The organism is Rhizobium sp. CF080 (assembly GCF_000282095.2).
GTDB lineage: Bacteria > Pseudomonadota > Alphaproteobacteria > Rhizobiales > Rhizobiaceae > Neorhizobium.
On sequence record NZ_AKKC02000005.1, the window covers coordinates 329,452 to 354,881 of the forward strand.

The 25,430-nt window shown below is 58.4% G+C and carries 22 protein-coding genes and 1 pseudogene; 16 read left to right on the forward strand and 7 right to left on the reverse strand.

Features of this window, described 5'->3' with window-relative positions; translation table 11 throughout:
• Positions 1-531 precede the first annotated feature (531 nt).
• The 3 genes from PMI07_RS17130 to PMI07_RS17140 are packed head-to-tail and all read left to right on the forward strand — an operon-like array spanning position 532 to position 2,508.
• A complete protein-coding gene (locus PMI07_RS17130; RefSeq protein ID WP_007752839.1) occupies positions 532-1,155 on the forward strand; it encodes a hypothetical protein in 624 nt (207 codons plus the stop codon).
• Positions 1,148-1,564 carry a phage holin family protein gene (locus PMI07_RS17135; protein ID WP_007752841.1) on the forward strand — a complete coding sequence of 139 codons (417 nt, stop codon included), beginning with the start codon at positions 1,148-1,150 and terminating at the stop codon, positions 1,562-1,564. The genes PMI07_RS17130 and PMI07_RS17135 overlap by 8 nt, the downstream gene beginning before the upstream one ends.
• On the forward strand, positions 1,564-2,508 hold the full coding sequence (locus PMI07_RS17140) for a DUF3618 domain-containing protein (protein WP_007752853.1): 945 nt from the start codon (positions 1,564-1,566) through the stop codon (positions 2,506-2,508). Before PMI07_RS17135 ends, PMI07_RS17140 begins: the two co-directional genes overlap by 1 nt.
• A gap of 243 nt (positions 2,509-2,751) precedes the next feature.
• Here PMI07_RS17140 and dinB read toward each other — a convergent pair whose 3' ends face one another.
• Positions 2,752-3,852: a DNA polymerase IV gene (gene dinB / locus PMI07_RS17145; protein ID WP_007752855.1), complete on the reverse strand. Its 1,101-nt coding sequence runs from the start codon at positions 3,850-3,852 to the stop codon at positions 2,752-2,754.
• Between the two features lie 186 nt (positions 3,853-4,038).
• Here dinB and PMI07_RS17150 point away from each other — a divergent pair, with 186 nt between their 5' ends.
• From PMI07_RS17150 to PMI07_RS17165, 4 genes and pseudogenes are all read left to right on the forward strand, one after another.
• Complete coding sequence (locus tag PMI07_RS17150; RefSeq protein ID WP_024163874.1) at positions 4,039-4,347, forward strand: hypothetical protein; 309 nt, start codon at positions 4,039-4,041, stop codon at positions 4,345-4,347.
• A gap of 58 nt (positions 4,348-4,405) precedes the next feature.
• Positions 4,406-7,054, forward strand: coding sequence for a DNA ligase D (gene ligD / locus PMI07_RS17155; RefSeq protein WP_007757341.1), 2,649 nt, complete (start codon positions 4,406-4,408; stop codon positions 7,052-7,054).
• A gap of 54 nt (positions 7,055-7,108) precedes the next feature.
• Positions 7,109-8,035 (forward strand): annotated as a pseudogene (locus PMI07_RS17160) (hypothetical protein).
• Positions 8,036-8,406: 371 nt separating this feature from the next.
• A complete protein-coding gene (locus PMI07_RS17165; protein ID WP_007757337.1) occupies positions 8,407-8,865 on the forward strand; it encodes an MgtC/SapB family protein in 459 nt (152 codons plus the stop codon).
• A gap of 187 nt (positions 8,866-9,052) precedes the next feature.
• Here the strand turns inward: PMI07_RS17165 and PMI07_RS17170 are convergent, their stop codons facing one another.
• Complete coding sequence (locus PMI07_RS17170; protein WP_007757336.1) at positions 9,053-9,556, reverse strand: hypothetical protein; 504 nt, start codon at positions 9,554-9,556, stop codon at positions 9,053-9,055.
• Between the two features lie 237 nt (positions 9,557-9,793).
• Here PMI07_RS17170 and PMI07_RS17175 point away from each other — a divergent pair, with 237 nt between their 5' ends.
• Positions 9,794-11,173 carry a hypothetical protein gene (locus PMI07_RS17175; protein WP_007757334.1) on the forward strand — a complete coding sequence of 460 codons (1,380 nt, stop codon included), beginning with the start codon at positions 9,794-9,796 and terminating at the stop codon, positions 11,171-11,173.
• 542 nt (positions 11,174-11,715) lie between these two features.
• On the opposite strand, the gene PMI07_RS17180 is transcribed toward PMI07_RS17175, so the two are convergent.
• Both PMI07_RS17180 and traA read right to left on the reverse strand, forming a co-directional pair.
• A complete protein-coding gene (locus tag PMI07_RS17180) occupies positions 11,716-12,312 on the reverse strand; it encodes a YiiX/YebB-like N1pC/P60 family cysteine hydrolase (protein ID WP_007757332.1) in 597 nt (198 codons plus the stop codon).
• 361 nt (positions 12,313-12,673) lie between these two features.
• Positions 12,674-15,991: a Ti-type conjugative transfer relaxase TraA gene (gene traA, locus PMI07_RS17185; RefSeq protein WP_007757330.1), complete on the reverse strand. Its 3,318-nt coding sequence runs from the start codon at positions 15,989-15,991 to the stop codon at positions 12,674-12,676.
• Between the two features lie 190 nt (positions 15,992-16,181).
• On the opposite strand from traA, the gene PMI07_RS17190 reads away from it, so the two are divergent.
• Together PMI07_RS17190 and PMI07_RS17195 are read left to right on the forward strand one after the other, a co-directional pair.
• Positions 16,182-16,475 carry a hypothetical protein gene (locus tag PMI07_RS17190; protein ID WP_007757328.1) on the forward strand — a complete coding sequence of 98 codons (294 nt, stop codon included), beginning with the start codon at positions 16,182-16,184 and terminating at the stop codon, positions 16,473-16,475.
• Positions 16,472-17,053, forward strand: coding sequence for a hypothetical protein (locus tag PMI07_RS17195; protein ID WP_007757325.1), 582 nt, complete (start codon positions 16,472-16,474; stop codon positions 17,051-17,053). Before PMI07_RS17190 ends, PMI07_RS17195 begins: the two co-directional genes overlap by 4 nt.
• Positions 17,054-17,715: 662 nt before the next feature.
• On the opposite strand, the gene PMI07_RS35355 is transcribed toward PMI07_RS17195, so the two are convergent.
• On the reverse strand, positions 17,716-17,955 hold the full coding sequence (locus PMI07_RS35355; protein ID WP_197032538.1) for a hypothetical protein: 240 nt from the start codon (positions 17,953-17,955) through the stop codon (positions 17,716-17,718).
• Here PMI07_RS35355 and PMI07_RS17205 point away from each other — a divergent pair.
• Both PMI07_RS17205 and PMI07_RS17210 read left to right on the forward strand, forming a co-directional pair.
• Positions 17,954-18,247, forward strand: coding sequence for a WGR domain-containing protein (locus PMI07_RS17205; protein WP_007757321.1), 294 nt, complete (start codon positions 17,954-17,956; stop codon positions 18,245-18,247). The two genes, PMI07_RS35355 and PMI07_RS17205, sit on opposite strands and share 2 nt — an antisense overlap.
• A gap of 386 nt (positions 18,248-18,633) precedes the next feature.
• Entirely contained in the window at positions 18,634-19,614 is a 981-nt protein-coding gene (locus PMI07_RS17210; protein ID WP_245277185.1) for a L,D-transpeptidase, read from the forward strand.
• Between the two features lie 208 nt (positions 19,615-19,822).
• On the opposite strand, the gene PMI07_RS17215 is transcribed toward PMI07_RS17210, so the two are convergent.
• Positions 19,823-20,872 carry a PAS domain-containing protein gene (locus PMI07_RS17215; RefSeq protein ID WP_007757319.1) on the reverse strand — a complete coding sequence of 350 codons (1,050 nt, stop codon included), beginning with the start codon at positions 20,870-20,872 and terminating at the stop codon, positions 19,823-19,825.
• A 304-nt stretch (positions 20,873-21,176) separates the two neighbouring features.
• Between PMI07_RS17215 and PMI07_RS17220 the strand changes: the two genes are divergently transcribed.
• On the forward strand, positions 21,177-21,584 hold the full coding sequence (locus PMI07_RS17220) for a hypothetical protein (protein WP_197032533.1): 408 nt from the start codon (positions 21,177-21,179) through the stop codon (positions 21,582-21,584).
• Between the two features lie 191 nt (positions 21,585-21,775).
• Here the strand turns inward: PMI07_RS17220 and PMI07_RS17225 are convergent, their stop codons facing one another.
• Positions 21,776-22,702 carry a manganese catalase family protein gene (locus PMI07_RS17225; RefSeq protein ID WP_007757318.1) on the reverse strand — a complete coding sequence of 309 codons (927 nt, stop codon included), beginning with the start codon at positions 22,700-22,702 and terminating at the stop codon, positions 21,776-21,778.
• Positions 22,703-22,913: 211 nt separating this feature from the next.
• On the opposite strand from PMI07_RS17225, the gene PMI07_RS17230 reads away from it, so the two are divergent.
• The 3 genes from PMI07_RS17230 (at position 22,914) to PMI07_RS17240 (ending at position 25,090) form a co-directional block, all read left to right on the forward strand.
• Complete coding sequence (locus PMI07_RS17230) at positions 22,914-23,099, forward strand: hypothetical protein (RefSeq protein WP_037087243.1); 186 nt, start codon at positions 22,914-22,916, stop codon at positions 23,097-23,099.
• An 842-nt stretch (positions 23,100-23,941) separates the two neighbouring features.
• Positions 23,942-24,238 (forward strand): hypothetical protein, encoded by a 297-nt coding sequence (locus tag PMI07_RS17235; RefSeq protein WP_037087245.1) that lies wholly within the window; start codon positions 23,942-23,944, stop codon positions 24,236-24,238.
• 351 nt (positions 24,239-24,589) lie between these two features.
• The gene (locus PMI07_RS17240; protein ID WP_007757299.1) at positions 24,590-25,090 is read left to right on the forward strand and encodes a sigma-70 family RNA polymerase sigma factor; all 501 of its coding nucleotides are present in this window, start codon (positions 24,590-24,592) and stop codon (positions 25,088-25,090) included.
• The last annotated feature ends 340 nt before the right edge of the window (positions 25,091-25,430 follow it).

Below are 25,430 nucleotides of genomic sequence, written 5' to 3' on the forward strand. Positions count from 1 at the left end.
AGTGGCCCCGCGCTGGTCCGCTAGGCGCAGGCCCCTGACCTCACGCAACTACCCTTAGGTTGAGATGCAGCTCGCTCATTTTTCCTGTTCGAGCCCAATCGGTCTCTTTGGCAAAATGATCATTGCGCAATTTTAGAGCTAATTCATCCCCCGTTTGGGAGGTCCTCATGCGACGCGCAGTGGCTACAACGCTACATAGACGTGATGAAGAGCCAAGAACCGAACGCTGCCCATAGTGCAGAAAGTATGACGCGGAACATCAACGCACTCCAAGCCCAATTATAACGTCTGTTGAGATGGCTCACTCCGTGGCCCCGTACATACCCACTTCGGGTGCTTCCCCGCGAATGCCTCGGCGGCGACGGCAACGTCAAAGACGCGCTATAGCGTAGGAAGATCTTCGCTCCTCCCTTCGCGTATTGGTGTGCGAACGCAGCCGAACGCGGCGGAGGAACAATCCGACGCTTTGTAGGTTCGATGTCAGAGCCCTGCGACGGTTCGCAGGTTAATCAACCCTTTGTGGAGTGTTCAATGACTGAGACCGGAACCGGCCAAGGCAGCGGGGACATCTCGTCCTCCATATATGATGCGGCGAAAGAGGAGAGAGCCGCTCTGAGCGCAGTCGGCGAGAAACCATCGCCGAGTGCAACCGATGTTCGGCAAAGGATTTCAGAGGACGTGCAATCCGTCAAGCAGGCCGCGCAGGATCAGGTCTCCAGCGTGAAGGAAAAGGCGAAGGACGTGGTCGACGACCAAAAGAATGTCATCGCAAAACAGCTGAGCGGGATAGCTGCTGCCGTTAAAAAAGTTGGAAATGAACTCCAGTCAGGCGACCAGCGCGAGTTCGGAAGGATTGCCCGAAACGTCGGCTCAAGCATGCAGAGGTTCGCGGATGACATCCAGGATCGCAATCTCAGCGAAGTGGTCGGGATGGCGGAGGATTTTGGGCGCAAGCAACCATTTGCCTTTCTTGGCATGGCTGCCATCGCCGGATTGGCCGCAAGCCGCTTTCTGACAGCTTCTGCCAGCCGAGGCGAGGATGCGGTCTCCAACAAGACTTTATCCGGTGCTGCGTTCGGAAAGGGCGGACAGCTTTCACCTTCCGTTGCAAGCGCGTCTAAGCAGCAAAATTCGGAGGAAAAATTCAATGGCTAGTCCGTCCGAAAACCCGTCGCTTCCCGAACTTGTCAGCGGATTGGTCGGCGACATCACCGGCCTCTTCCGCAAGGAGATCAATCTCGCAAAAACCGAAGCGTCGGAAAAAATGTCGCATGCGCTGACTGGAGTGGAAGCATTCGCGGCCGGACTGGTTTTCGCGGTAGCAGCTGTCGGTGTTCTACTGGCAGCCCTCGTCAACGGTTTGACAGCCTTCCTGGTAGCGCGCGGCATGTCAGAGGCTAGCGCAGATGCTCTGTCGTCCGTCGTCGTCGGTGTCGTGGTGGCTTTCATTGCCTGGGGCCTGATTTCACGCGGTCTCGCGGCATTCCGGGGCAACAATCTGAAGCTGGACCGGACCTCTGCCTCGCTGAAGCGCGATGCGCAGATTATCAAGGATAGAACGTGATGGCCTATACAGCGGAAATCCCCAAATCAGTCGAGATCGAGCGCGAGATCGAACAGGATCGGCAACGCATCGAGGACCGAATTGATGCTATCCAACAGCGTATGTCGCCGGGCCAGTTGGTCGACGAGGTCATGGCCTATGCGAAGTCGAGCGGCGGCGGTGAATATGTCGGAAATCTCGGTAACGCGATGAAGAAGAACCCCATCCCGGTTGCATTGATCGGGGTCAGCCTTGCATGGCTGATGGCTGGCCCGAAGAACAACGTTGCCGGAGGCAATGAAGGTGAACGGGACTATCCGCTGGCTCCCATCCACGGCGATATCCGTCGGATCGGGCCGGTCGAACAGGACGGTGGGGGCCGGTACAGCCATTTTGCCGACGGTACCGGAAAGCGTTTCAAGGCGCTCACCGATGAAACCGGGCGTCGAGCCGGGCATTTCATGGACGAAAGGGGGAGGACGTTCCGCGGCTTTGCGGATGCCTCCGGCCGGCAGATCCACGACATCCGCGACGAGGCGGGGAAGCTATTCGATGATGCCTCCGGATGGGCCTCCAAGACGTGGCAGGCGGTGACGGACTCCGCCGGAAAGATGCGCGACGCAATGTCGGGGGCCGGGCGTGGTTCGTTGGATGCCGGAGCACAGTTCAACGATGCGATTTTGAAACACTTCAGGGACCAGCCGCTGGTCGGCGGCGCGCTTGCTTTTGCGGTCGGGGCTGCGATCGGAGCGGCTCTACCCCATACTCGCCAAGAGGACGAAGCGGTCGGCGCTGCGGCAGATAGCGTGAAGGACCGCTTATCGGCCGAAGCGTCAAACACCCTGGACAAAGCCGAGGGTCTCGCCTCCGACGTCGTCGACAAGGCGGTCTTGGTTGCGGCTGAAGTCCATGACGTTGCGCGCGACAGGATCGCGGAGGAGGCTTCGGAGCTCAAGAAAGGGTAAGACGCGCGTATAACTCGATAAGTGTATACTTTGTTTGAACGACGCTGCTTCCGCCGACAGGCGGAAGCAATTCATTGTGGACCCGGCCTCGGCCACGCCGATCGCATTTCAAGGGCTCGCTCTCGAGGGTTGGTTCCGTATCGCTACGCCGACGAGCCTACGCACGATCGCGCGGCTTTAACGGCGAGACAGTATTCTTCGTGAAGTTTCGCTGCCTCGTTCGTTTCAGGAGCCTTATCCGTGCTATAGATTCAGATTGAGTTGCTGCCGTTCCTCGATCGCGTCGCTGGGCTGATCCTTGGTCAGCGACGACAACGTCACGCCCAACAGACGCACCGACCGTTTGAAGGGATAGACCGTTGCGAGAAGTGCGGATGCCGCGTCGAAAACATCCGACATGTTGGCGAAAGGCGCAATGCCGGTCCGACTGCGGGTCGCTTGGGTAAAGTCCGAGTATTTGATTTTCACTGTGACCGTCTTGCCGCTGATGCCCTGTGCCTCGCAGTAGAGCCAGATCTTATCGGAAAGCGGCTTCAACTCAGCCGTCGCGCGTTCCAGATCATCGATATCCTCGACGAATGTGTCTTCCGCTCCCACCGATTTTCGGATCCGGTCGGCTCTGACCCGACGCTCGTCAATGCCGCGGGCGACGCCATAGAAATAAGGACCTGACTTCCCGAAATGCTCCTGCAAGAAGATAAGCGACTTCGATTTCAGATCGAGCCCGGTCTCGATCCCTAATTTACGCATGCGTTCAGCGGTTGCCGGCCCAACCCCGTGGAATTTCTTGACCGGGAGGGCTTCGACAAAGCTTGGCCCATTATTAGGGGTGATGACAGCTTGGCCATTCGGTTTGTTCAAATCGCTGGCCATCTTGGCGAGGAACTTGTTGTAGGAGATGCCGGCCGAAGCATTGAGCCCGGTGACCTGCTTGATCTTGGCGCGAATTTCCAGGGCAATTTCGGTGGCGATTGCCATACCCTTCAAATTCTCGGTGACATCGAGATAGGCCTCGTCCAGCGACAGGGGCTCTATAAGCATCGTGTATTCCGCGAAAATTTCGCGGATTTGCTGAGAAATCGCCTTGTAAACGTCGAAGCGCGGCGGCACAAATATCAGGTCGGGGCATTTCCGCTTCGCCGTCACCGATGGCATTGCCGAGTGCACGCCGAAGGCGCGTGCCTCGTAGCTGGCGGCAGCCACAACGCCACGCGCAGCCGAACCGCCGACGGCAAGCGGCTTGCCGCGGAGATCGGGGTTATCGCGCTGTTCGACCGACGCGTAGAAAGCATCCATGTCGACATGGATGATTTTTCGGATCGGCGTTGGCGTCATATCGCTCATGGGGCTCGGCAAAAAAAGGCAGCGGGCTCGGGCGTCCTATGAGACCTTCACCCGAAACAAAGAGGGAACATAGCAGCGTTCGCTGGGATATCAACAACCTCAATTAATCCGGCCTTCGACGCAGCGAAACTTGTCGCCGCTCAGGGCGTTCTAATCCTGTGACATCAATAAGCAGGAGACAATCCAATGGCGGACCAAAGCACTACCACAATCCGGGCTACTTTCGAGACACGCGAGGCAGCAGACCTTGCGGTCGAACACCTGGTTCAACAACACGGTATCTCGCGGCCGGACATCTTCATTCAATCCACCACCGATCGAAATACCGCCGGCACCGCGCCGTCGGGCGGCGACGCTTCCCATGACGAGGGCGCGCGAACCGATGCTGCACTCGAAGGCGAGATCGAGGTCTCGGCAGAGATTGCAGCCAGTCAGATCGCCGTCGTTCAACGCAGTCTCGGAGAGGCGGGCGCGATCCGGGTATCGGGTCGCTAGGTCAATGGCAGGAGCCGATAGCCGGTTTTGTTTGTCAGAATGGGAGGAGGGGGCGCTCATGACCGACAATCTTTCAAAATATCGTGCCAAACGCGATTTCAAGAAAACGGACGAGCCGAGCGGCGAAGCTCAGGTGAAGTTATCGAACCGTCGGCGGTTTGTGATCCAAAAGCACGATGCGACGCGGTTGCATTACGATCTTCGGCTTGAGCTCGACGGCGTATTCAAGTCGTGGGCGGTGACCAAAGGCCCGTCGCTCGATCCCCACGACAAGCGGTTGGCGGTGGAGGTCGAAGATCACCCACTCGATTACGGCGATTTCGAAGGGACGATCCCGAAAGGCCAGTACGGCGGCGGTACGGTGATGTTGTGGGATCGCGGCTACTGGGAGTGGGAGGGCAGCAAGTCTCCAGAAGAGGCACTGAAAAAGGGCGACTTCAAGTTCACTCTTGAAGGCAACCGCCTCCACGGCAGCTTCGTCCTCGTGCGTATGCAGCATGATCGCGATGGCGGCAAGCGGACCAATTGGCTGTTGATCAAGCATCACGACGACTTCTCGGTCGAGGAGAACGGCGCCGCTATCCTTGAGGAAAACAATACGTCGGTGGCGTCCGGCAGGGCTATGGAGGCCATCGCATCCGGAAAGGGCAGAAAGCCGAAGCCATTCATGATGCAGAATGGCGACGTCAAGGCCGACGCGGTGTGGGACAGCAATCACGGTCTTGCGGCCGAGGAACGCAAGGCGGGCGTGAAGGCTACGAAAAAGTCGACAGCCCCCAAGCGGACAAAATCGGCAATGCCGGATTTCATTGCGCCGCAGCTGTGCGAAATCTTACCTCGCCCGCCATCCGCCGATGGCTGGATCCATGAGATCAAGTTTGACGGCTATCGCATCCAGATGCGAATTGAGGATGGTGAGGCAACCCTGAAAACCCGCAAGGGTCTGGACTGGACGGCAAAATATCCGGCGATCGCCAAGTCAGCCTCCGCTCTTCCCGATGCCATTATCGATGGTGAAATATGCGCACTTGACGAAAACGGCGCCCCCGATTTTGCGGCCCTTCAGGCTGCGCTGTCGGAAGGAAAGACAGACGATCTGGTATACTTCGCCTTCGACCTCCTTGTTGCGGGAGACCAAGATCTGCGTGGGCTCCCGCTCACGGAACGAAAGGATAGGTTGGCGACGCTGTTGTCGGATGCCGGTGAAGATCCGCGTCTTCGCTTCGTCGAGCATTTCGAAACCGGCGGCGACGCCGTTCTCAGATCTGCCTGTCGTTTGTCGTTGGAAGGGATTGTGTCCAAGCAAGTCGATGCGCCGTATCAATCGGGCCGCACCGAAACCTGGGCGAAATCGAAATGCCGGGCAGGGCATGAAGTTGTCATTGGCGCCTACGCCAAAACCAACGGAAAGTTCCGCTCCCTTCTCGTCGGCGTCAATCGCGGCGACCACTTCGTCTATGTCGGCCGCGTGGGCACGGGCTATGGCGCCAAGACCGTCGAAGCGCTCCTTCCCAGACTCTCAGAAATGGAGACGTCAAAATCGCCGTTCACGGGAATTGGAGCGCCGAAGAAGGGTCCCGACATCGTCTGGCTGAAGCCCGAACTCGTCGCTGAGATCGAGTTTGCCGGATGGACGGCCGATGGCCAGGTGCGTCAGGCCGCATTCAAGGGTTTGCGGGAAGATAAGCCGGCGGCGGAAGTCGGGGCCGAGAAACCCGCGTCGCCCTCCAAAACCGAGGTGCCCGATCCGGAGAGGTCGAAACCGGCGCCAAAGCGTTTCCGCAAGGGCGGAAAAGTGGAGGTGATGGGCGTGATGATCTCCAGTCCCGATAAGGCGCTATGGCCGGATGCCGGTGACGGAGAGCCGGTGACAAAGGTTGATCTGGCGCACTATCATGAAGCCGTGGGCTTCTGGTTGATCGATCACATCAAGGGGCGACCCTGCTCCATCATTCGCACACCGGATGGCATTGCAGGAGAACAGTTCTTTCAGCGCCATGCCATGTCAGGGACATCGAACCTCGTGGAACTGGTAACGGTATTTGGCGACAAGAAGCCCGACCTGCAGATTGACCGCGTGGAGGGTCTTGCTGCCATCTCCCAAATCGGCGGGGTCGAGCTGCATCCCTGGAACTGTGAGCCGGGCCAGCCGGAAATGCCTGGCCGTCTGGTGTTCGACCTCGATCCTGGTCCGGACGTCGAGTTCCCCACGGTCGTCGCAGCCGCTCGCGAAATCCGCGACCGGCTCGAGGAACTCGGGCTCGTCAGCTTCTGCAAGACGACCGGCGGCAAAGGCCTTCATGTGGTGACGCCTCTTGCCGTGCCAAAGGGCGAGAAACTCAGCTGGGACATAGCGAAGGGCTTTGCCCATGATGTCTGTGAGCAGATGGCCCGCGAAAATCCGGATCTGTATTTGATCAAGATGGCCAAGAACCAGCGTGAGGGCCGCATCTTCCTCGACTATCTGCGCAATGATCGCACGGCCACGGCTGTCGCACCGCTTTCGCCCCGAGCACGGCCCGGGGCTACCGTGTCTATGCCGCTGACGTGGACCCAGGTAAAGTCAGACCTTGACCCAAAGCGGTTTACGGTTCGCACAGTTCCGGCGCTTCTTGCGAAAAGCTCGGCGTGGCAGGATTACTGCGATGGTCAGCGGCCGCTTGAGCAGGCTATCAAGCGTCTTGGAAAATCAAGGAAGACAGCGTGAGCGCTCAAGGGCCGCGCAGTGAAAGAACAGGACTTTGATGCAAGCGGTAAAGCTATGGAAAAGACACCGACCGGCAACGCAGAAGCTGAACCGCAGGTAGGCGCGACAACTGACCTGCCTCACGACCGCATAACGGTGCAGCGTTTTTCGCGAGTCTTTTCCACGCACACTCTGGAGCGACAGTTGAACGCCTGGTTCGTGCCTGGCCAGACCGCCGAGACGCGCATCGAACGCTGGCTGGCCGAGATGGAAGCGGAGGCCGACGCTTTTGCCGACGAAAGGGCAGGGACGCTTTCGCATTCGATCCGATCGAAAGCCGCTATCTCGAAGCCGCGCCTTCTGCCCTGCAAGTCCGGACGCCTTACTCTCCCACTGTTGTGAACGAAATCCGAGAAATCCGTATGCGCGCCGGGACGCGGATCGTCGACTTTTCACAGTGCCTTAGCGGTATTACGAGGAACTGCGCGGACGATGGCCACCGCTCGAGGCGGCGGCGGAGCGCAATGAGCCCGAGGTCAGGAGGGCGCGGCGGTAAGAAATGAAAGGCACGGATGAAGAGCAGGCTCGAAGAAAAGACTGAAGGAGCGCCGGCGAAAACGTTATCCTGTGCCCGTTGGCAATGTTCCGCCGTTTGGTCGTGCGATCGCCACGCATGCTGGTGTGGTTATCTTCACCGGCACGGATGGCGAGTTCGCAGATCCCATCACCGTCAGCACGTTCTTTTTCCCCGTATGGCAGAGTGAGGAGCATGTGTGGGCATCCTTGCGACCCGGCTCTCTCGAGGAGTTGGTAACGACGTGGCCGGCGCGAACGCCAGCCGAAGAGGAAGACCTCTTTCGAGGCTGGTGGTTGCCGGATGGGCGAATTGCGGGCCGCGCCGCAAAAGGCCAGAAGACGGCGCCCAACAGCGCAAGGAAGAAGAGCAGGATTTGGAAAGTGATGTGCGGTATGAGAAGCGTCTGGATGGGCAGGCGAAGCTGAACGAGCTTGAAAAATTTCGTAGCTTGCGGCGATCGAGCCGCGCGAGATGATTGGGTATGGACCGGCCGCGCATTCCGTCTGGCCATCTTTTCGACGGCCGTGTTGGAAACACCTCGGTCAGTTCGCGCTCATGCTCCAGCGGCGTTGGCACAGGCTCTCAATGTTCAGCATCGAAGGACCGCTACGCGAACGGCTGACTGTCGTCAATACTCAAGCAGAAACCTTTGATCCTTGAGGACGTTTCGAAATTTGTCAGGATAACGCGACCTCCTCCTCGGCTCTTGTACTCAACGAAGCGGCGAGGAGTGATGGGTCGATGATTGTCGAACTTTTCATTTACGGCGGCAGTTCTGCGAATAAAGGGGATACCTATGATTGACCAACTCTACTCGATCGGGACTGCGTTCAATGTCGTTCCGCATCTCGGGGCACTGATTGTCGCGTATATTCTGGCGCTACCAATTGGGTGGGATAGGGAGAAGAGCGAGCGCAGCGCTGGCCTTCGCACGTTTCCCCTGGTTGCGATAGCCAGCTGCGGTTTCATCCAGGCGACAGAGCACCTGACGATGGGTAACGCGGAAGCGACCGCCCGGATCGTAGAGGGATTAATTACCGGAATGGGTTTCATCGGCGGCGGAGCTATCCTTGTTGTCAAAGCAAGCGTTCGAGGCACCGCCACGGCCGCCAGCCTCTGGGCAACCGGCGCAATCGGTACAGCCGTGGGTCTGGGTGCCTACGACATCGCGCTCGTTCTTTCCATCATGACGTTCCTGACGCTTCGCTTCATGAGCAATCTCAAGCCGGACGGACAGGAGGAAAAAACAGACTGATTTTAGTTGAGGCTGGCGGCGGCTTCCGACCTCACGACTTAGCGACCTCTATGCAAAACGCCGGAATGGGTTGGATGACCGGGAGTTATTAGCCCCCCATTGATAGGAGAGCCCCCTCAGACGCCAGGACAAGTGACGGAACAACGGGCTTCCCCGCAACCGAAACCCCTTAACAATTTAGGTTGGCTCAGCGTCGCCGCAGATCCAGCTGAGTTGTGACGATTGACTTCCCTGTGTCCGGATCTCTATCGATGGTCCGGATGCGGAGGCCGTCGTCCCCGACTTTCTCAATTGTCATCTTGGCGGCGCGGTCACCGTAGATCGGGTTGGCCCAGGTTACGTCGAGATTGATGGTATTGCCGTTTCGGCTGCCCTCAAGTTTCGAGGGCTTGCCCGACACGCCAGTATAATTGCCGGAATAGGAAGCTCCAGACGCTTTTACGTTCGCGGTGAAGCTCCGCGACACAACGGCCAAAGCCCTGCACGTTCCATTCATCGAGAAACTCGATGAGGCTGCGTCCGACTGCATGTTGCAGGAGACGTTGACGTTGCTCCCACCCAGTTTTGTCAGCACCGACCCGCCGCCTGTCCACTGTCCTTCGATCGACTTCAGGAAGTCTTCCTCAGAGGCGAGAGCACTGGAATAAAAACTGGCGGTGCATACAAGGGCGATGGCGGGTAGAACGCGCATGTGGACAATCCTGATTGGTTGACTTCGAGAAACATCCGGTTGCTCGAATTTGTTCCGCGGACAGCTCACTCTCGGTCATTTGGGCGAGCAGAGGGATCGAAGCAATGGTACCTCCCATCACGTTTTGAAATGAACGGTCACTCAAAATGACTTCCTATTCCCTGCCGCTGACGTCATGTGACTATCTGAGGTCGACCGAGCAATCGCTCGACGACACCTGACCTAAAGAGCCGAAACATGGAAAACCCAGTCGCATTGAATCGCCTTTCTGAAAACACTGTCTTCCGTAAAGGCGACGTGTTCGTCCTTTTCGGCGAACTGTTTGGGCGCGGATACGCCACGGGCCTGCTCGACGAAGCCCGGAAGGCCGGGATGGAGATCGTCGGCATCACGGTCGGAAGGCGCGATGAGAACAATCTTTTGCGTCCGCTCGACGCCGAGGAGTTGTCTGCGGCCGAAGCTCGGTTGGGTGGCACGATCATCAACGTTCCTCTCATGGCCGGATTCGATCTCGACGCGCCTGCGGGTGCTCCTACCGCCACCGATCTGCTGGCTGGGATGACACTAGAGAACTGGCAAAATGAAAGGCTTGATTGGGATTACATCAAGCAGTGCCGGGAAATTGCCACCGAGCGTTTCACGACGTCGCTTTCTAACGTCATGGCTATCCTCGACGGCTTGGTCGCGGATGGCCGCAACGTGTTCTTCGCCCACACCATGGCCGGAGGCATTCCCAAAGCGAAGGTGTTCCTGGTCGTCGCCAATCGCATCTACAAGGGACGCGGAACCCGCCACATGTCCTCGCAGGCCTTGCTCGATAGCGACATGGGAAAACTCATCCTGCAGAATTTCGATGACGTCTCCGCTCACACCTTTCGACATCTCATCGACTTCAGCTCGGCAATCCGCGAGCGCGTCGAGGCGTCAGGTGGCCAGGTCCGGTATGCGGCCTACGGCTACCATGGATCGGCGATCCTGATCGACGGCAGCTACCGCTGGCAGACCTACACCAACTACACTCAAGGTTACGCCAAGATGCTGCTTGAGCGCATCGCCGAGGAGGCGTGGGCGGCAGGCGTTAAGGCAACAGTTTATAACTGTCCCGAAATTCGCACAAACTCCTCCGACGTATTCACGGGGATCGAGCTGCCACTGATACCGCTGCTGCTTGCTCTGAAGAAGGAGAATGGCGGCCGATGGGCAGAGGAGCAGTGGGAGGCATGCCAGGGGCTTCTGGCGGACGGCTTTACCATGGAGGATGTCTTTCGGAAAATCACCGTCATGCAGGCCAGCGAAGTGATGCGTCCCTTCTACGATTTCTCGGCATGGCCGATGTCGAACAGCCAAGCACAGGCCGATCTGACGATCGGCACATCCAACGAGATCACCGTGATGCATCGCGACAGCAAGGCGATGATCAGCGAGCTGCTGAGCGGTTTTGTTGTGGAGGCAACCGGACAGCTTATTTTTGGCGAATCGTCTGCCCCGTCCGGTCCGGTCCAGTGGCTCAACCACGATATCGTGGCAAGACGGCTGAATGCTTCCCACGCTCAATCGGAGCCTGCGGCTGCGATGATCGTCCCGAGAACTGCATCCTCGCGTTTCGAGATGGCTTGACGGTTAGCTAGGTGCTTCCGGGAACGGCGAACGGGTTTGGTTTTAGGCGAGATTTGCTGCCGTCCACAATATGGCGGAGGCGACGGTTGGTCGATGGTTCCATAACATACCTTATGCCGCATTTGCATAGCATACAATGCATTATAGGCGACTCGCGAGGTCTCGGCACTCGCCTCGCGACTAGGTTGAGCAGCGGAAGTTGGAAGGCATTCGCCGAATGAGGAGCCATTTTCTTGTCGTAGTACCCTGAATTCTGACCCGACCCATAAGCGGGACAGATTCCGAATCCAAAATCACCTTAGTCAGCTTGCTCCAGTAATACGGCTTCTTGCTCCGCCTCGACTTTGTCGATGTGGTCGATTTCGACCTCGGCCCCGACAAGCCCGTCTCATTGACGATCGACGAACCTTCCGAGAGCGGCGCTTCAAGTAGCGTGTCCGGAGGCGTAATTTTCGGTGTTTAGGTGGAACCAAGGGCCCGGCGTGACGGGCGACGCCAGCCTGGCTTTCTGGGCCACATCCAATGTGCCTGATCGGCCGACTTCAAGTCAGACCCGGGATCGAACCTACGACGGAGATAATCTCAAGACGCTTGTCAGAACTTAGATCGGCAGGGTTTGAGCCTGGTTCGCCATCGGGAACATCCATTCCGAAATATTGATAGTATTCCCTCCAGGCACGCAGGATTTCTCCGGTCGCGGGATCACGAAAGCTCATCGGTCTCTCGGGGAAAAACGGCGCATCGCCATTGGCCTTGGCAAACATATCAACGATCAGTTCACTGCAATACAGCGCCTGCTGGTCCGTTGAGTAAAGCCGATCATAGGGGACGTCCCGCGGCTTCAATCCGTATTGGATTGCATTCGGGATGAGCCCGCGATGGGGCGGTCTAAGCCTCCCGACCATATAGGGTCGGTCGGCCCCTCCGGCAGTCGCCAGTGTCCGGCGCGCGCACACTTCCCAGTTCGTCACGCGCACTTCTGGTGGGAAGGCTTCCAGCACAAAGAGACCTTTTTCGTTTTCCACTGCAATGCCGACATGGTTCAGGAGCGCTCCGCGATATCCTCGAGTAACAGCAGAAATGGCGTCGGTCATCGGGCCGATGCAGGCAAACACGAGATCCCCTGTCGTCAACGTCATGGCTCACTATCCCTTCTTCAACGGGAGCCGGCCTCGCCCGGCAATAGGTAACAAGCATAGATTGAGCTTCGACACAGTCGAGACTGCAGCAGGCTTCGCAGCGGTCGGGAATGTAGGCCGTTTTGGCGCGGGCGGACCGACAGTTGTGAAAATAGGAGAGTGGCCGACCTTGCGTCAGCGTCGCGACCGGGGTCTTCGACGGCGCGGACACAAAAAAATAGAGCACGCACCGGATTAGTTCAGTTAGTCTGCGGTTTCTTGCCAAACCCTCATAAACAACCGCCCTGTCGCGCATAAATCATCAAACAATACCGCGGATTCATTGTGAACTTATCTGGTACGGTGAAGCTTCTCTCCCTGCTTACAGCCCCAATGCAAACCCCTTATTGAGGGTACGCTTCAATTCGTATTGACGCGACAGTTCCGCCCGCTGCACCCGCTCGACGATGCGGGCAACAGCCCTGATACGATCCATATTGGCGGAAGCGCCTTGCCCGAGCCGCAGGTTGTCCGTCTTAAGGTCGCGAAGATTGGCACCGCCGAAGCGCTGCGTCAGAGCTTGAGCGATTTGTCTCGCCTCCTCGAGTGCCTGCTTTCCCTCCAACGTGCCAGATAGCTCTCCCAGGAATTTCGGCTTCTCAGCCTGTGGCAGTCCGTCGAGCTGCTTGAGGATCGCCTCGCTGCGCCGGGTGAGGCCCGGAACCTCGACCACATCGCACTTGTCGCGTTTCCAGGCCTCCAGCTGGCGTTCTGCCTCAACCCGTCGCTCCCAGGTCAGACCAGCTGAGGCCACATGGTTGCTGAACGCCCTGGCATGCAGTCGCGCGGCCCTTCGCTCCTCGTTCTCACCCAGGAACCCGACCCTCCCGCACAACGACCCGAACTGCTCGGGCCGCTCGGCAACCGCTTTCGCCAGAGCCTGGGCGTCCATGCCCTGGCCCAGAACGGCAAAGCCGAGCGTGGCTGCGACACCATCCGGATCCGCGTAGACATGACGGCCGGCGGAACGCACCACCTCCATCGCCCGCTCGAAATCCGGCCGGGCCCTCTCACGAGCTACATCCTCGGCGCTGCGGGCATGGCTCGTGATAGCCGGCACAAGCGGCTCGACCTTTTCGGCTGGCCCATCACCCGCTTGCCGTCCGCCCGGCGCCTCGATGGCTGCCGAGGGCTGAAGATCGGCCGGAGAGCGAACGCGCTCATCCGCAGCGCTGTAGTGAGCCGCAGGCCGCTCTTCAGCCCGACCAGATGAGAGCCTGATGGCAATCTCGCTTTGGACCCCGAACTCCTCGGCAAGTCCGCGCCGCTCGGCAAAAGCCCGGGTATAGTCGAGCGTCGTTTCCTTCGCGCCGGATCGGCTCATGCTAGCGCTGAGCACCTTCATGTCCTTCAGCTCGTCGCGGCCGGCGTAAAGCAGCACATGATCTCGGTGGCGCGTCATCGCCACATAGGTCAGATGCCGGTCCATGGTGCCGGAGGCCATGACGAAGGCGCGATCGACGGTCGCCCCTTGAGACTTGTGGATGGTCGTCGCGTAGCCGTGGTCAAAGGCCTGGTAACGATTGACCGGTAGGATGACGATACGGGGCCTCCCCTGCCCTGCGCCGTCGAGACGTATCCGTAGTGCGTCCGGCTCGACGGCCTCGACCGTTCCCAGCATGCCGTTCTTCACGGCAAGGTCGCGATTGTTTTCGAGGAGCACGACCCGATCGCCTGGCGCGAAGGACCGCTTGCCGCCGTTGGTCTGGTAGACGACTTCCCGGCCAAGCTCGCCCTGTTCCGCTTCACCGCGCGCCAGCCGGCCACGCTCCTGAAGCAACACCCGGACATCCGCATTGATCGCCCGAACATCCACCCGACGATGGGCAAGCGCGATCCGCGATCCGGTCGGGCGCGCCTCCAGATCGGCGAGATAATCGCGCACCAGACCTGCCCGCGCCTCATCCCTGTTCGCAGAGAACTGTACGGCGCCCCGGTCGGCATAGGCGGACAATCCCTCGACTGTGCGATGAGTGGCGAATGCAATCGACGCCTCCCGCTGCCAGCCCTCGCCCTGCCGGCGGATTTCCGAAAGCTCGACCGCCCCGACACGCTCGGAAATCGCCCGGAACGGAGATCCTGCCCCGATCGCCTGGAGCTGTTCGTGATCGCCGACGAGAACCAGTTTCGCGCCGCGTGCCTCGGCCTCGAGAACGAACTTCGCGAGCTGCCTGCTGCCAACCATGCCGGCCTCGTCGATGACGAGGACATCGCCGCTCCCGAGTCGTCCTCTTGCCGCCTGCCAGCTGTATTCCCAGGAGGCCAGTGTGCGCGAGGCGATGCCGGAGGATTCCTCCAGTCCCTCTGCCGCCTTGCCGGCAAGCGCCGCGCCATGCACTCTGTATCCCTGTCGTTCCCAGGCATCGCGAGCGGCTGCCAGCATGGTGGACTTGCCGGCGCCGGCAAAGCCGATCACCACCGCCACCTGCTCCGGCCCGGTGATATGTCGAACCGCCAGACGCTGTTCGTCGCTCAAGCCGGAACGCTCGAGCGCCCGCTTCCGATCGGCCGGCAGCATCTGGCGATTTTCGACTTTGCTGGAAAGAGAAGCAGCGACACCGGCCTTGATGGCGTCATCTTGAACGGCCAGGCTCGCCGTGACGTGACCAACGTCCACGCCGTGGTTTCGTGTACCCCCCATCCTCGATGCGCTCGATGCCATGGCGTGCTCGATCTCCAGCATCTCCCGCGTCGAATAGCGCGCCAGTTCGCCATTCCGGTCCGGCTGCAATTCGACCAGGGCCGGCGACGCCATGACGGCGGCAAACGCGTTCTGGAACCCCTTGAGATCGTCGATATAGCGATGCAGCGCCCGCGCCACGTCATGGCGATCGAACACGCTCTTTTCGGCCGTCAGGATCGACAACACCTGCTCCGGCTTCTCCCGGATCATTTTTGCGTTTCGGCGAGCCGCCTCGTCGTCGATCCGCGCCCGGGACACGTCCAGCCCGCGCCGATCCATCTGCGAGGCATGAACCCCCATATGTTCGGTCGGCTCGATCTCAAGGCCGCGTTCCAGATGCGAACGATGATCGATCCGGATGTCCAGACCAGCCCGCGCCAGATGACGGTTGGCATGACCCTCCCAGGCCTGGCGGATATCACGAAGCTGCATATGCGATGTCGGCTGATCATGTTTGAGCAGCCACTTGTTCTCCCGCTCGATCAGCGTCTTTTCGCCGAGACCTTTTGGCCCGACGGTCCGCGTCGTCATCATCACATGCGCATGAACATTGCGGACATCGCCCTCCCCTTGCGGCTGGTGAATGGCGAAGTCCACGGCCGCACCATACCGGTTCGCCAGATCCCGCGCAAAATCCCGCGTCAGCAAAAGCCGGTCGACCGAACTCAGCTCGTGCGGAAGTGCGATCTCGAACTCCCGTGCCACCCGCCCATCCTTGCGTTTCTCGGCATACTCGACCGCATTCCACAGCGCTGAGCGGTCCAGAGCCCAATCCGCCTCCACCCCGTCCGGAAGGACGATCTCGACATGCTCGACGCCCTGCTTGCGGGTGAAGTCGTGCACCAGCCCGTCGCGCTCGTTGACCATCATCGTCGCGGTTCGATAAGCGACAGCCGCCACGGCGCTGCGGCCGCCGCTGCGCGCTATCAGCTTCATGCTGCAATGATAGATCGCCAAGATCTGCCTCACTGATGCCGTCACCGATACTGAGCGCTGAGTTGCGCAGCAACTCGTAAGTGCGCCCTTCCGGTTTCCTTCGCTTCGCTACGGATACCACGCGGGATGCCGCTGCGCGGCTGCAAGATCTGCGAGTTGCGCCGACAGAAGGATCGGGTTCCAATCCCGCGACGGCAACAAGGACGATCGCATGGCACGCAGATCCATCAGGGAGCGGCTGGAGCAACTGGAAGCACGCCGGAAGGCGCTGACGGCGCGTCTGGACAAACAGGATCGCGCAGCGGATACCCGCCGCAAGATCCTCCTTGGTGCACTCATCCTCCATCGCCTGGAGCACGGACGCGACGAGTTCTCCAGAACCCTGTCAGATTGGCTGCGGCGCGAGCTTGCCGGTTTCCTCACCCGTGACGGCGACAAGGCCTTGTTCGACGACATCCTGAAGCCCGCCCCGCCTGCGGGGGCAAATACTCAAGACCCGCCATGACGCGAACCGGGTTTCTCAAATCGCTGCTCATGGCGCCGCTGCTGGCATTCGCCGGCATGATCGTCGGTTTGATCTTCTCAGGCCTGTTGCTGCTGGCGAACTTTCTCGTTCATCTGATACGCGGCGTTGATCATGGAGAGATCCGCCAGGAGATCGGCGCGATCGCCAGATATCTGCCGATCGTCACCGGCGTGGCGTGCCCCAGGCTTTTTTGCTGGGGCCACCCCGCTTGGCTTCATCAACCAAGGAGCACAAAAAAGCATCTGGGGGATCTCTGCGTTGGCGACCTAGGAGAACGCATTTCAAATCCAGCAGAGATGCAGCACCGAATGCGTGGCACGCAATTCAGCTGTGACGCCTGGCCGGGCGCGTTCGCTCCTCATTTATCAAGAGCCGTGCGAAAGGGTCGGAAGGTCCGTAGGCGTGCTCTTGACCGCAAAAGAAAGGCCGAACCCCGAAAGGTCGACCCATCCTTCGCGCCAGTTCATCCGTGGTCGCAGAATGAACTTGTAACGCGCTTGATGGTGTATTTCAATTCAACGATCTGGTGGTGGCTTCACCAAAAGAATGATGAATGAACCGACGACAGTATTTCTCTCGTCGACCGTTCGATGCGAGGTTTCACCATATCTCGTGGACGAAACTGTTACCCGATGCAAGGCTTCACCACTAAAGCAACCAATCGGACCAGCAACACTTGTAGACGGTGCGAAAGCACGGGGGTGCGGCTGTGCAGCGATGTCGGGATTCAGGCTGGGTGTGCGAAGCTCACCCGGGCGCCCGGCATGCCCCGCCTCGAGTGGAATGGGTGCTGGTGTACACCTCCAAAATATCGACGATACAGATCATAGTAATCCAGTACGCAAGGAATGATGTAAACCACATAAATCCGGTAACGCAGAAGTAACCGGTAAGAGATTGACTGCCTCCCCTTCCATCTGATTTTATGCTCTTGCCAAACAGACTGATGAAGGTCCGAACGGGAAAAACGGTCGGACTTTCTTTTTATTTGCGAGGGCTGAATCTGCCCCGGCACTGCTCGTTAAGTGGACGAGATTGATCGACCTGCTGGCGTGTCTGCTCAAGTTCGCCCATCCCCTTCGAGCCATGGATATGGCAGCACGAAGGGGAAGAAATTTCCCGTCCCGATTTTGGGAGCTCTATTCGCCCACTCATTTCCGGCAACGCCCACTTCATTTTCCTTGCCGTATCGCGCCGCACTTGCGAGCTCGAAGCCTTGCTAGCTGACGATTTGCTTGGCCACTTCGATCGCCCAGAGCCCGAAGTCGCCTCGATTGTCTATATTGATCGAGTCATCCATATCGGTCTGGCTGTTGGTGGACTGCGGCTTCTTTATCGCCTGGGAAGTGAATGCCAGCGCCCATAAGCGAGCATTGATCACCGATTTGAATCGAACGTCCCTCATCGATTCAAAACTCGCGTTGGACGACAGCTGATGCGACTGCCATCCTGAGTTCATGGCACACTACACCTACCGGCTCTACTGCCAACGCATCGATAAGACGAGGAACATGGCTCGCTATTACGCGCTGTCCATTCAGCAGACGCTGTTCGGAGAGGCGGCTGTTATGCGCTGTTGGGGGAGGATCGGAAAGCCCGGCGGGGAGAAGTGCGAGGTATTTGACACAGAGGCTGAGGCTGCCGCGCACTTTCTGCAACTCGCCCGAAAGAAGCGGCTGAAAGGTTACAGGCCGGTTGGAAACTGTGAAAATCCGGCCAGTTCGGCCGCCTTTGACACCCTGCCTCAATGACAGGGCCTGGATCAGGTGGCAGAGATTCCGCATTGCGTTGCTGCTTGCCAAACACGGTAAGGTCACGCTGGAGGCGGTCCTCCTGATCCTGCCCGCCTACATTGTCCAAACGGTTACAAGCAGAATACGACGCCCAAGTTCAGGCTATCTGACCTCTCAATTCCTCGAAAGTCGTGCAGCGAATTTGGAAAGCACCCCAGAATTCTCGATGCAAACCTTACTGTACCACCGAGGTTATGTGAAACCCGTCCCACGACGGCGCAGAAGGCGCGTGCCCACAATGACCCGCTACATCGGTGAGGAGGTTTGTCACCACGGTGATCCTTCCGGAATTGATTTCAGCGCAGGAACCGGAACAACATTACCCGATCAGAACTTTTACGATGATGAGAAACTCGATCTGCTTTTTGGCACTCTCGACCGCGCTGACCTCTTACTGTCCGGCTCTCGCCGGTTCAATTGATGCGCAAACTGTCAACGCTGCTTCCATCGCCAACTTACCAATAGAAGCGCCGAGCAAAAAAACCTCCGAGCCTGATCCAGCCGTTGTTCATCTTCAGGTTATATTGGATCGTGCGGGTGTTTCTCCAGGGGTGATCGACGGTCTTTTCGGAGACAACCTGACCAAGGCAATCGCCGGGTTCGAGGCTTTGCAACGCCTTCCGGTCGACGGAAAGCTGGATCCGGACCTGCTCAAGAGACTTGCCAATGACGTCCCGGTCATTCAGGCGTACGCGATAACTGCGGATGACGCGAAAGATCTTGTGGAGAGAATTCCTAAAGATTACGCGGAGCAGGCCAAGATGGAGCACCTTGGCTATACGAGCCTTGCCGAGAAACTGAGCGAACGGTTTCACATGAGCATTGGCCTCGTCAAGGCTCTCAATCCGACCGCCGCCTTCACCCCTGGCGAGACGATTGCGGTCGCGATTCCCGGCCCGGCGAAAACTGGTACGGTGAAACAGATCGAGATCCGCAAACGATCGGGAGAAGCGCTCGCCTTTGCGGACGATGGATCGCTCCTGACGGCCTATCCTGCCACGATCGGCAGCGAGGACTCGCCCTCCCCTACCGGCACGCATAAGGTTCAGGGCGTCTCGCGTATGCCGGCCTATACCTACAATCCGGAGCTCAATTTCCAACAGGGCGACAATAAGAAAGTGCTCAAACTGCCAAGCGGTCCGAATAGCCCGGTTGGCACGGTCTGGATTGACCTCAATGAACCGACTTACGGCATCCACGGAACCCCGGAACCCGAACTCATCGACAAGGTCGGCTCGCACGGATGTGTTCGCTTGACGAATTGGGATGTCGAGGAGTTGGCCGGCATGGTCAGGCCGGGAGTCGTCGTCAAATTCGTCGACTGATGTCTGGGACGGTGCTGTGGTACGTGGAACTTCGAGCGTGCCGTCTGTCGTCATGGATGGCGACGGAACGCGCTAGCCGCGAGGATGCCTGGTTCCGTGAAAAAACTCAGGGCTGTTCAGGTTAGGAAATCTGAATCACGGAAAGCATCAGCGTATGGCTGTAACCCTGTTGTATGCTCGGATGGCACATCAACTGATTGGGCATACACTAGGGCCGTACCTGCAGACCGCGTCCCACACGATTTAAAGGCGGCAGCTCGATCACCAGAAGGAGGCCTTCATCACGCCAGGCGCGGGAAATGTGTCCGCCGAGCTGTTCCTCGACTACGGCGCCGAGGAGTATATTGCCGAATCCGCTTCCCGGCTCCTTCGCGGGTTTAGGACCGCCGCGTTCGTGCCAGGTAATCGTCAAGGCCGGACCGTCTTGTACCCAATTGATGCTTAGCCTTCCTTGTCGTTTTGAAAGCGCGCCATGTACGGCGGCATTGGCGGCAAGCTCATGGATCGCTAACCCAATCGGTTGCGCAGACGGCGCCGGGATCATGACAACCGGCCCCTCGATCTCGATGTCACAGTTGTCGAAGACCTGGACCTGCGTCCGGATGATGTCGGCCAGCTCCACCTCCTGCCAACCCTTCTCCGCCAGAAGCATATGCGTACGCGAGAGCGCCTGGACCCGCTGCTGAACCGAAGCTGCATAGCTTGCGGCGTTGTCGGACCTGGAAAGGCGGACGACGCTGTCGACGATCGCCAGAACGTTCTTTGTCCGATGATCGACTTCGAGGAGGAGACGGTGCTCGGCTTCTTCAAGAATCTCAACCCGCCGATAATCAGTGACGTCGATTTGGGAGGCGAAATAGTAGGCGAGCTCGCCCTGCACGTCATGGATGGGGCTGAGGTGCAGTTGGTTCCAGAACGGCGTGCCGTCCTTCTTGTAGTTGAGAATTTCAATCGTCGCCTCACGCTGCTGAGTAATGGCGGCGCGGATTTGGGCAAGAGCTGTGCGAGAGGTCGCTTCTCCCTGCAAGAGGCGGCAGTTTCTGCCGAGAATTTCGTCAGCGGAGTAACCGGTCAGATCGAGGAAGGCATCATTCGCGAGAACAATCGGAAAGTCGGATTGTCGCGCATCGGAGACAACCATCGGCATTCTTGTGCGCTGAAAGGCGAACGCTGAAAGCTCCTTTCGATCGACCATCCCTTGATTCGTCGCCGCAGCGGGAAGATCCCCATGGATGTCGGATGGCTCTGGATTGGACACGGTTCACCTCAAATTTATTCGTGAGGTCTTAACGTCATCCTCGGAGAATTGTTTCTTCTACTGTCGGACCGGACTGATTCAGCTCTTTGCTTCTTACTTTTTCTTGTGCGACTGGAGCGAAGTCAAGAATCGCAACGGGTGATAAAAAGCTGTCGGCTCATCTCCAGTTCGAGACAAGCGGAGATCGCCTTCGTGGTTAGCCGGCATTCGCCCACCGACCGAGCCTGTCGTCCCCTCATTTCACTTGGCCACCCTGGTGAAATTGGCTATTCGCCAACCTAAGCGCCTGGACGAGGAGGTTCGATTGACTGGACGAGAGACACACACGATCCCTGCTGCATGGCTGAGCCCATTGCCTGCCGGTTACAAAATTGCCTTCTGGAGGTGGATACTGCTGCCGGCCTCCGCGTGGATGCTGCATCGGAGCGGTGGTCAATGGGTCGGCGGCGAATTCTCCATCCGATCAAGCGATGTTCATTTCGCGCAGAAAGGATTGATCAAGACCGGCAAATCAGTGGAGTGGAGCATTCCCATGAGCCGCATCCATAGCATAGACTTCAAGAAGGAGATTGCGTCGGAGATAATCAAAATTCACCACGCAGATGGCACGACGAAAATCATGAGTGTCAGAGCGGAAGATTTCGTCGAACTTCTTCGCGCGTCCGTTTCGACGCACAGGAGCGTCGCGAATCGAGACGCATCTGTCCCGTAGCGCCAATCAGATACATGAGCTTTCCTGCCAAAGGCATAGAGACGCTTTTTCGCTCTGGCCGGGAGGAGTTGATGCCGTGGGCAGAGATTTCGGTGATAGAAACGTCTGCGTTTGGCCGCCCGGTTGTTGGAGGGCGAACGCGCGAGCGATGGGTGTCGAGATGCAGTCCGGGGCACTGCCCCCGATTGAGTTTAGCGCGACGATTTGTAAAGCTTCTCTGCGATCTCGAACATTTCTTCCGGCGCGTAGTCAGGAGTGAGCGCCGAGGGCACACCGACGAGCTGGTGGATCTTACCGCCTTCGGGCATGCCGTCGACGACCTCTAATTCGCCGGGAGGATCGAGCGGCAAGGCGACTTCACCATTGCCCCAGATGCCCGACATTTCCTTGTAGTCATTCGGGCTGAACGTATAGAGCCGGCGATGCGAGCCCTCGTCGAGGTATTTCTGGCATTCGGGAATGTTGGCGAGAGGAATGTTTGGAGTTGGCAGAAATTTCTTAATGTCGACGCCCGTAACCTTCTCAAGTGCAAGCGCATAGGCGTGCGCATGCACGGAACCGCGAACGAGCAGATATCCGCAGACTTCCCGGCCCGTGGGGTCGGAGAGCGTTTCATAGACGCGCAGTTTGTGCAGACGGGCGCCACACTCGAGGTGGAAGTTGTGCAGTAGGTCGAGGACGACGTTGCCGGTCGTGGTGATGAAGTCGTTGTTCCAGGACACGCCGTTGCTGTTGACAGGCATCGCACCGCCACCACCGGAGAGGAAGGCAGCAGCCAGCCGGATGTCCTTCATTCCTTCCCAGGGCGCATCAGAGATGTCGCCACCATCGCCCGCATCGCCATCCGTGATGTCCGGTCCGCTGTTGAGCATGGCGACGCCGTTGCTGACGAGTTCGACGTGGCCAAGCTCTTCAGCCGTAATGCTGGCGACCAGGCTGTAGAATGGCTTCAGCTTTTCCTTCGAACGGAAGTTGAAACTCTGGAACATATAGTTCCCGAGGGTGGACATCTCGCCGTATTTTCCCCCAAGAAGTTCCTGCAGGGCAGCTGCCGCGTTAGGGTCTGCACGTTTTGGAGCTGGCAGATTGGTCTGCAGCTGGTCTACTCTCATGAACATGTGATGTTCCTCTGGTTGTGTGGCGGGTATCGAACAACGCAGGCAACAGTGAGTTCCATGGCATAGTCGAATTCCCAAAAGCGGCGATCGAGCCCCATTGCTTCGGAGGTCATCATACGTGTGGACTAGTCTGAAAAGCTGATTTGCTTGTTTCCACCAAAGCTAGTTCCATGCTCCGTGGTTGGGGGGAAACCAACCTTGGAATAGTGTGATGAGTAAATCCACAAATGACCGAGCAGACCTGGAGCGACAGGTTCAGATGTTCACCCAGGTCATCCAGGAAATGAAGGTTAGACAGCATAAGCCGGGCTACTGCCAACGGATCGCCGACTACCAGCAGATTATCGTTGAGCTCAACGAAGCTCTTGCCGCGATTAGGCCCGGCCATCTTCATTGATCGAGCGGAACCTTGCACGGATGTGCTGGTTTGATCTCCCAGAGGAGATCAAGATGCACCGCAACCCACCCAACCGGCGCGAATTCGCGCTCTATGTCTGCCTGGATCTTGCACTGGGACGTGTAATAGCCGGTGCAGTCTGGCTGGCATTGAACTGAAGGCCATTAGCATGCGAAAGAACGCGATTATCGGCCTTCTTGGTCTGCTGGTAATCATTCTAGCTGCCGCATTTATGATGCGTGGTCCAAGTCAACCGAGCTTGGGCTTGCCGGTGTCGAACACGCCGCCTGCAGTGGCGCCGCCCGAGAACAGATAGACAATCTTGGCGGCTCGTGACCAGACGCGTCCAATCCTTTAATAGCTCGGTGGCACCATCTGCTCTAGCTCCTCCTCCTAATCCCGGCACTCGACGGCTTCTTGCCCAAAACCCAGCAGCGACCGATCCGCATCGTATCGGCGGACACTTGTTGTTCGGCTTGCCGCCCAGCGGCGGGATTAGCAATTGGTATCGGGCACCGACAAATGAAGGGTTTTGACCTCTCTTAACCTCAAGCCTTTGATGTAGCAGGGGCTCTCAGACGCATTTCACGCGTGTTTGTTCCAACGGTGGGGCGGGCGGGAAATCAGGTCCTAGTGTTTCGATGACCAGGGCAATACTATAAAAGACTAGACTGTAAACTAGAAATTGGGTCCACAGCCGACGACACTCGTTCTATCGTCTTTCGACAACCAGTCCGCGGATCGTCTTCGGCCTGTGTGATCTGTCGGCAAGAGGCAAGGCAATCGCGATGCGTAGAATCAAAATCCTTGCTTTCGGTCCCGTTGGATACGTTACCCCGACAATGGTCACTTCGTGGGATCGGGCCGGCATCGACCTGGTTGGCCCGCTCGGGTCAAACGAAGCGTTTCACGCTGTTGATAGGAACGTTGCTGATGGCGCAGTGATTGACCTCGGCTACGGCACCGACGTTCTCGTCGCGCTAACCGACATTCTGGATGAACTGTCCATTCCATCGGTGTTCGCAACGACCTCCCAGGTCGAACCGGGATATCGCGGCTTCGAACTGTCGTCCCGGCCAGAAGCGATGAACGCCATCTTGAGGGCACTGCTCGATCCTGAGGATACCGCGAAGCATTAACAAATGTGATTGAGCACTGTGGGGAGAAGCGTACGTTCAGTCGCGCCGGCCGAAAGGCTGATTAGGCAGGAGCGTTCAGATGCAGACACATCTTGGTTTTTCCCTCGGCATTTTGTTTTCAGATGATCTTAATGTCATGGCCGCACCGGAGGACGAGCGCGCGAACTGACCGCCCAGACCTCGATCCGGGTGATGTGGCGAATTTGCCCCGCGTCTCTACAGGAAAGGTTTCGCGACGATGGCAAGGTTGCGGAGATGACCGGCAGAAGCTCCCGCGGCCGTTTGGCAGGCCACGCCCACGGTTGATCGCACCTCGCAGGACAGTCCGCCGATAACCTCACAGGAGATACCATGCGAACCTCTGACGCTAACAACGCCGTACGGGCCGACATGGTCAAGCTCATTCCCGAGTTACGCAACTTCGCAAGGCGGTTCGCGCGCGATCAGAATGAAATTGACGACCTCGTCCAGGAAACCTTACTTCGTGGCCTTGCCAACATCGAGAAATTCCAACCGGGCACCCGGCTGAGATCGTGGCTTTTCACAATTTTGCGCAACACGTTCTGCACTCGCTACCAAAAAGGCATGCGCGAAGTCGCCGGGATCGAGGATTGCGTCTCCTTGCGTGCCTCTGTGACCCCTCCTCAAGAATGGGCCGTGCGAATGCAGGAATTCGAAACCGCCGTCGCCGCCCTTTCACCCGACCACCGACAGGCCTTCGATGCCGTGCTGATAGATGGGGAAACCTATGAAACAGCCGCGCAGCGTTGCGGCTGTCCAGTTGGTACCATGAAGAGCCGGGTCAACCGCGTGCGCCTTGCCCTGACCCAGCGGATGGGGGGCGTCAACTAGGCGATCGCAGCGAACGCTAAACCTGGCGACGGACAGAAATCCTAAGACATTGCAGGAGGCTGCAGTGTCAACTGCAAAGTTCGGGGATCTGGCGACGGTTGAGGATGCCAGAACGCGTGCCGCCGTTGGGATCTCATACGCAAGGAATTGCAGTCGAACAGGACCGTGTCCACGTCGGAACAACACGAGAGGAGCTATCGCGACAACATGGCGGCTGCGAAACAGCAGGCAAGGGCGGCGCCGCGACGGTATCGACGGGCTCAATCCGGGTTCCTCGCGCTGGCGCTTGGCGCGGCCGCGTCGGGAGTCGGAGGAATTGCTGGACGAAGCGTGACCTCGT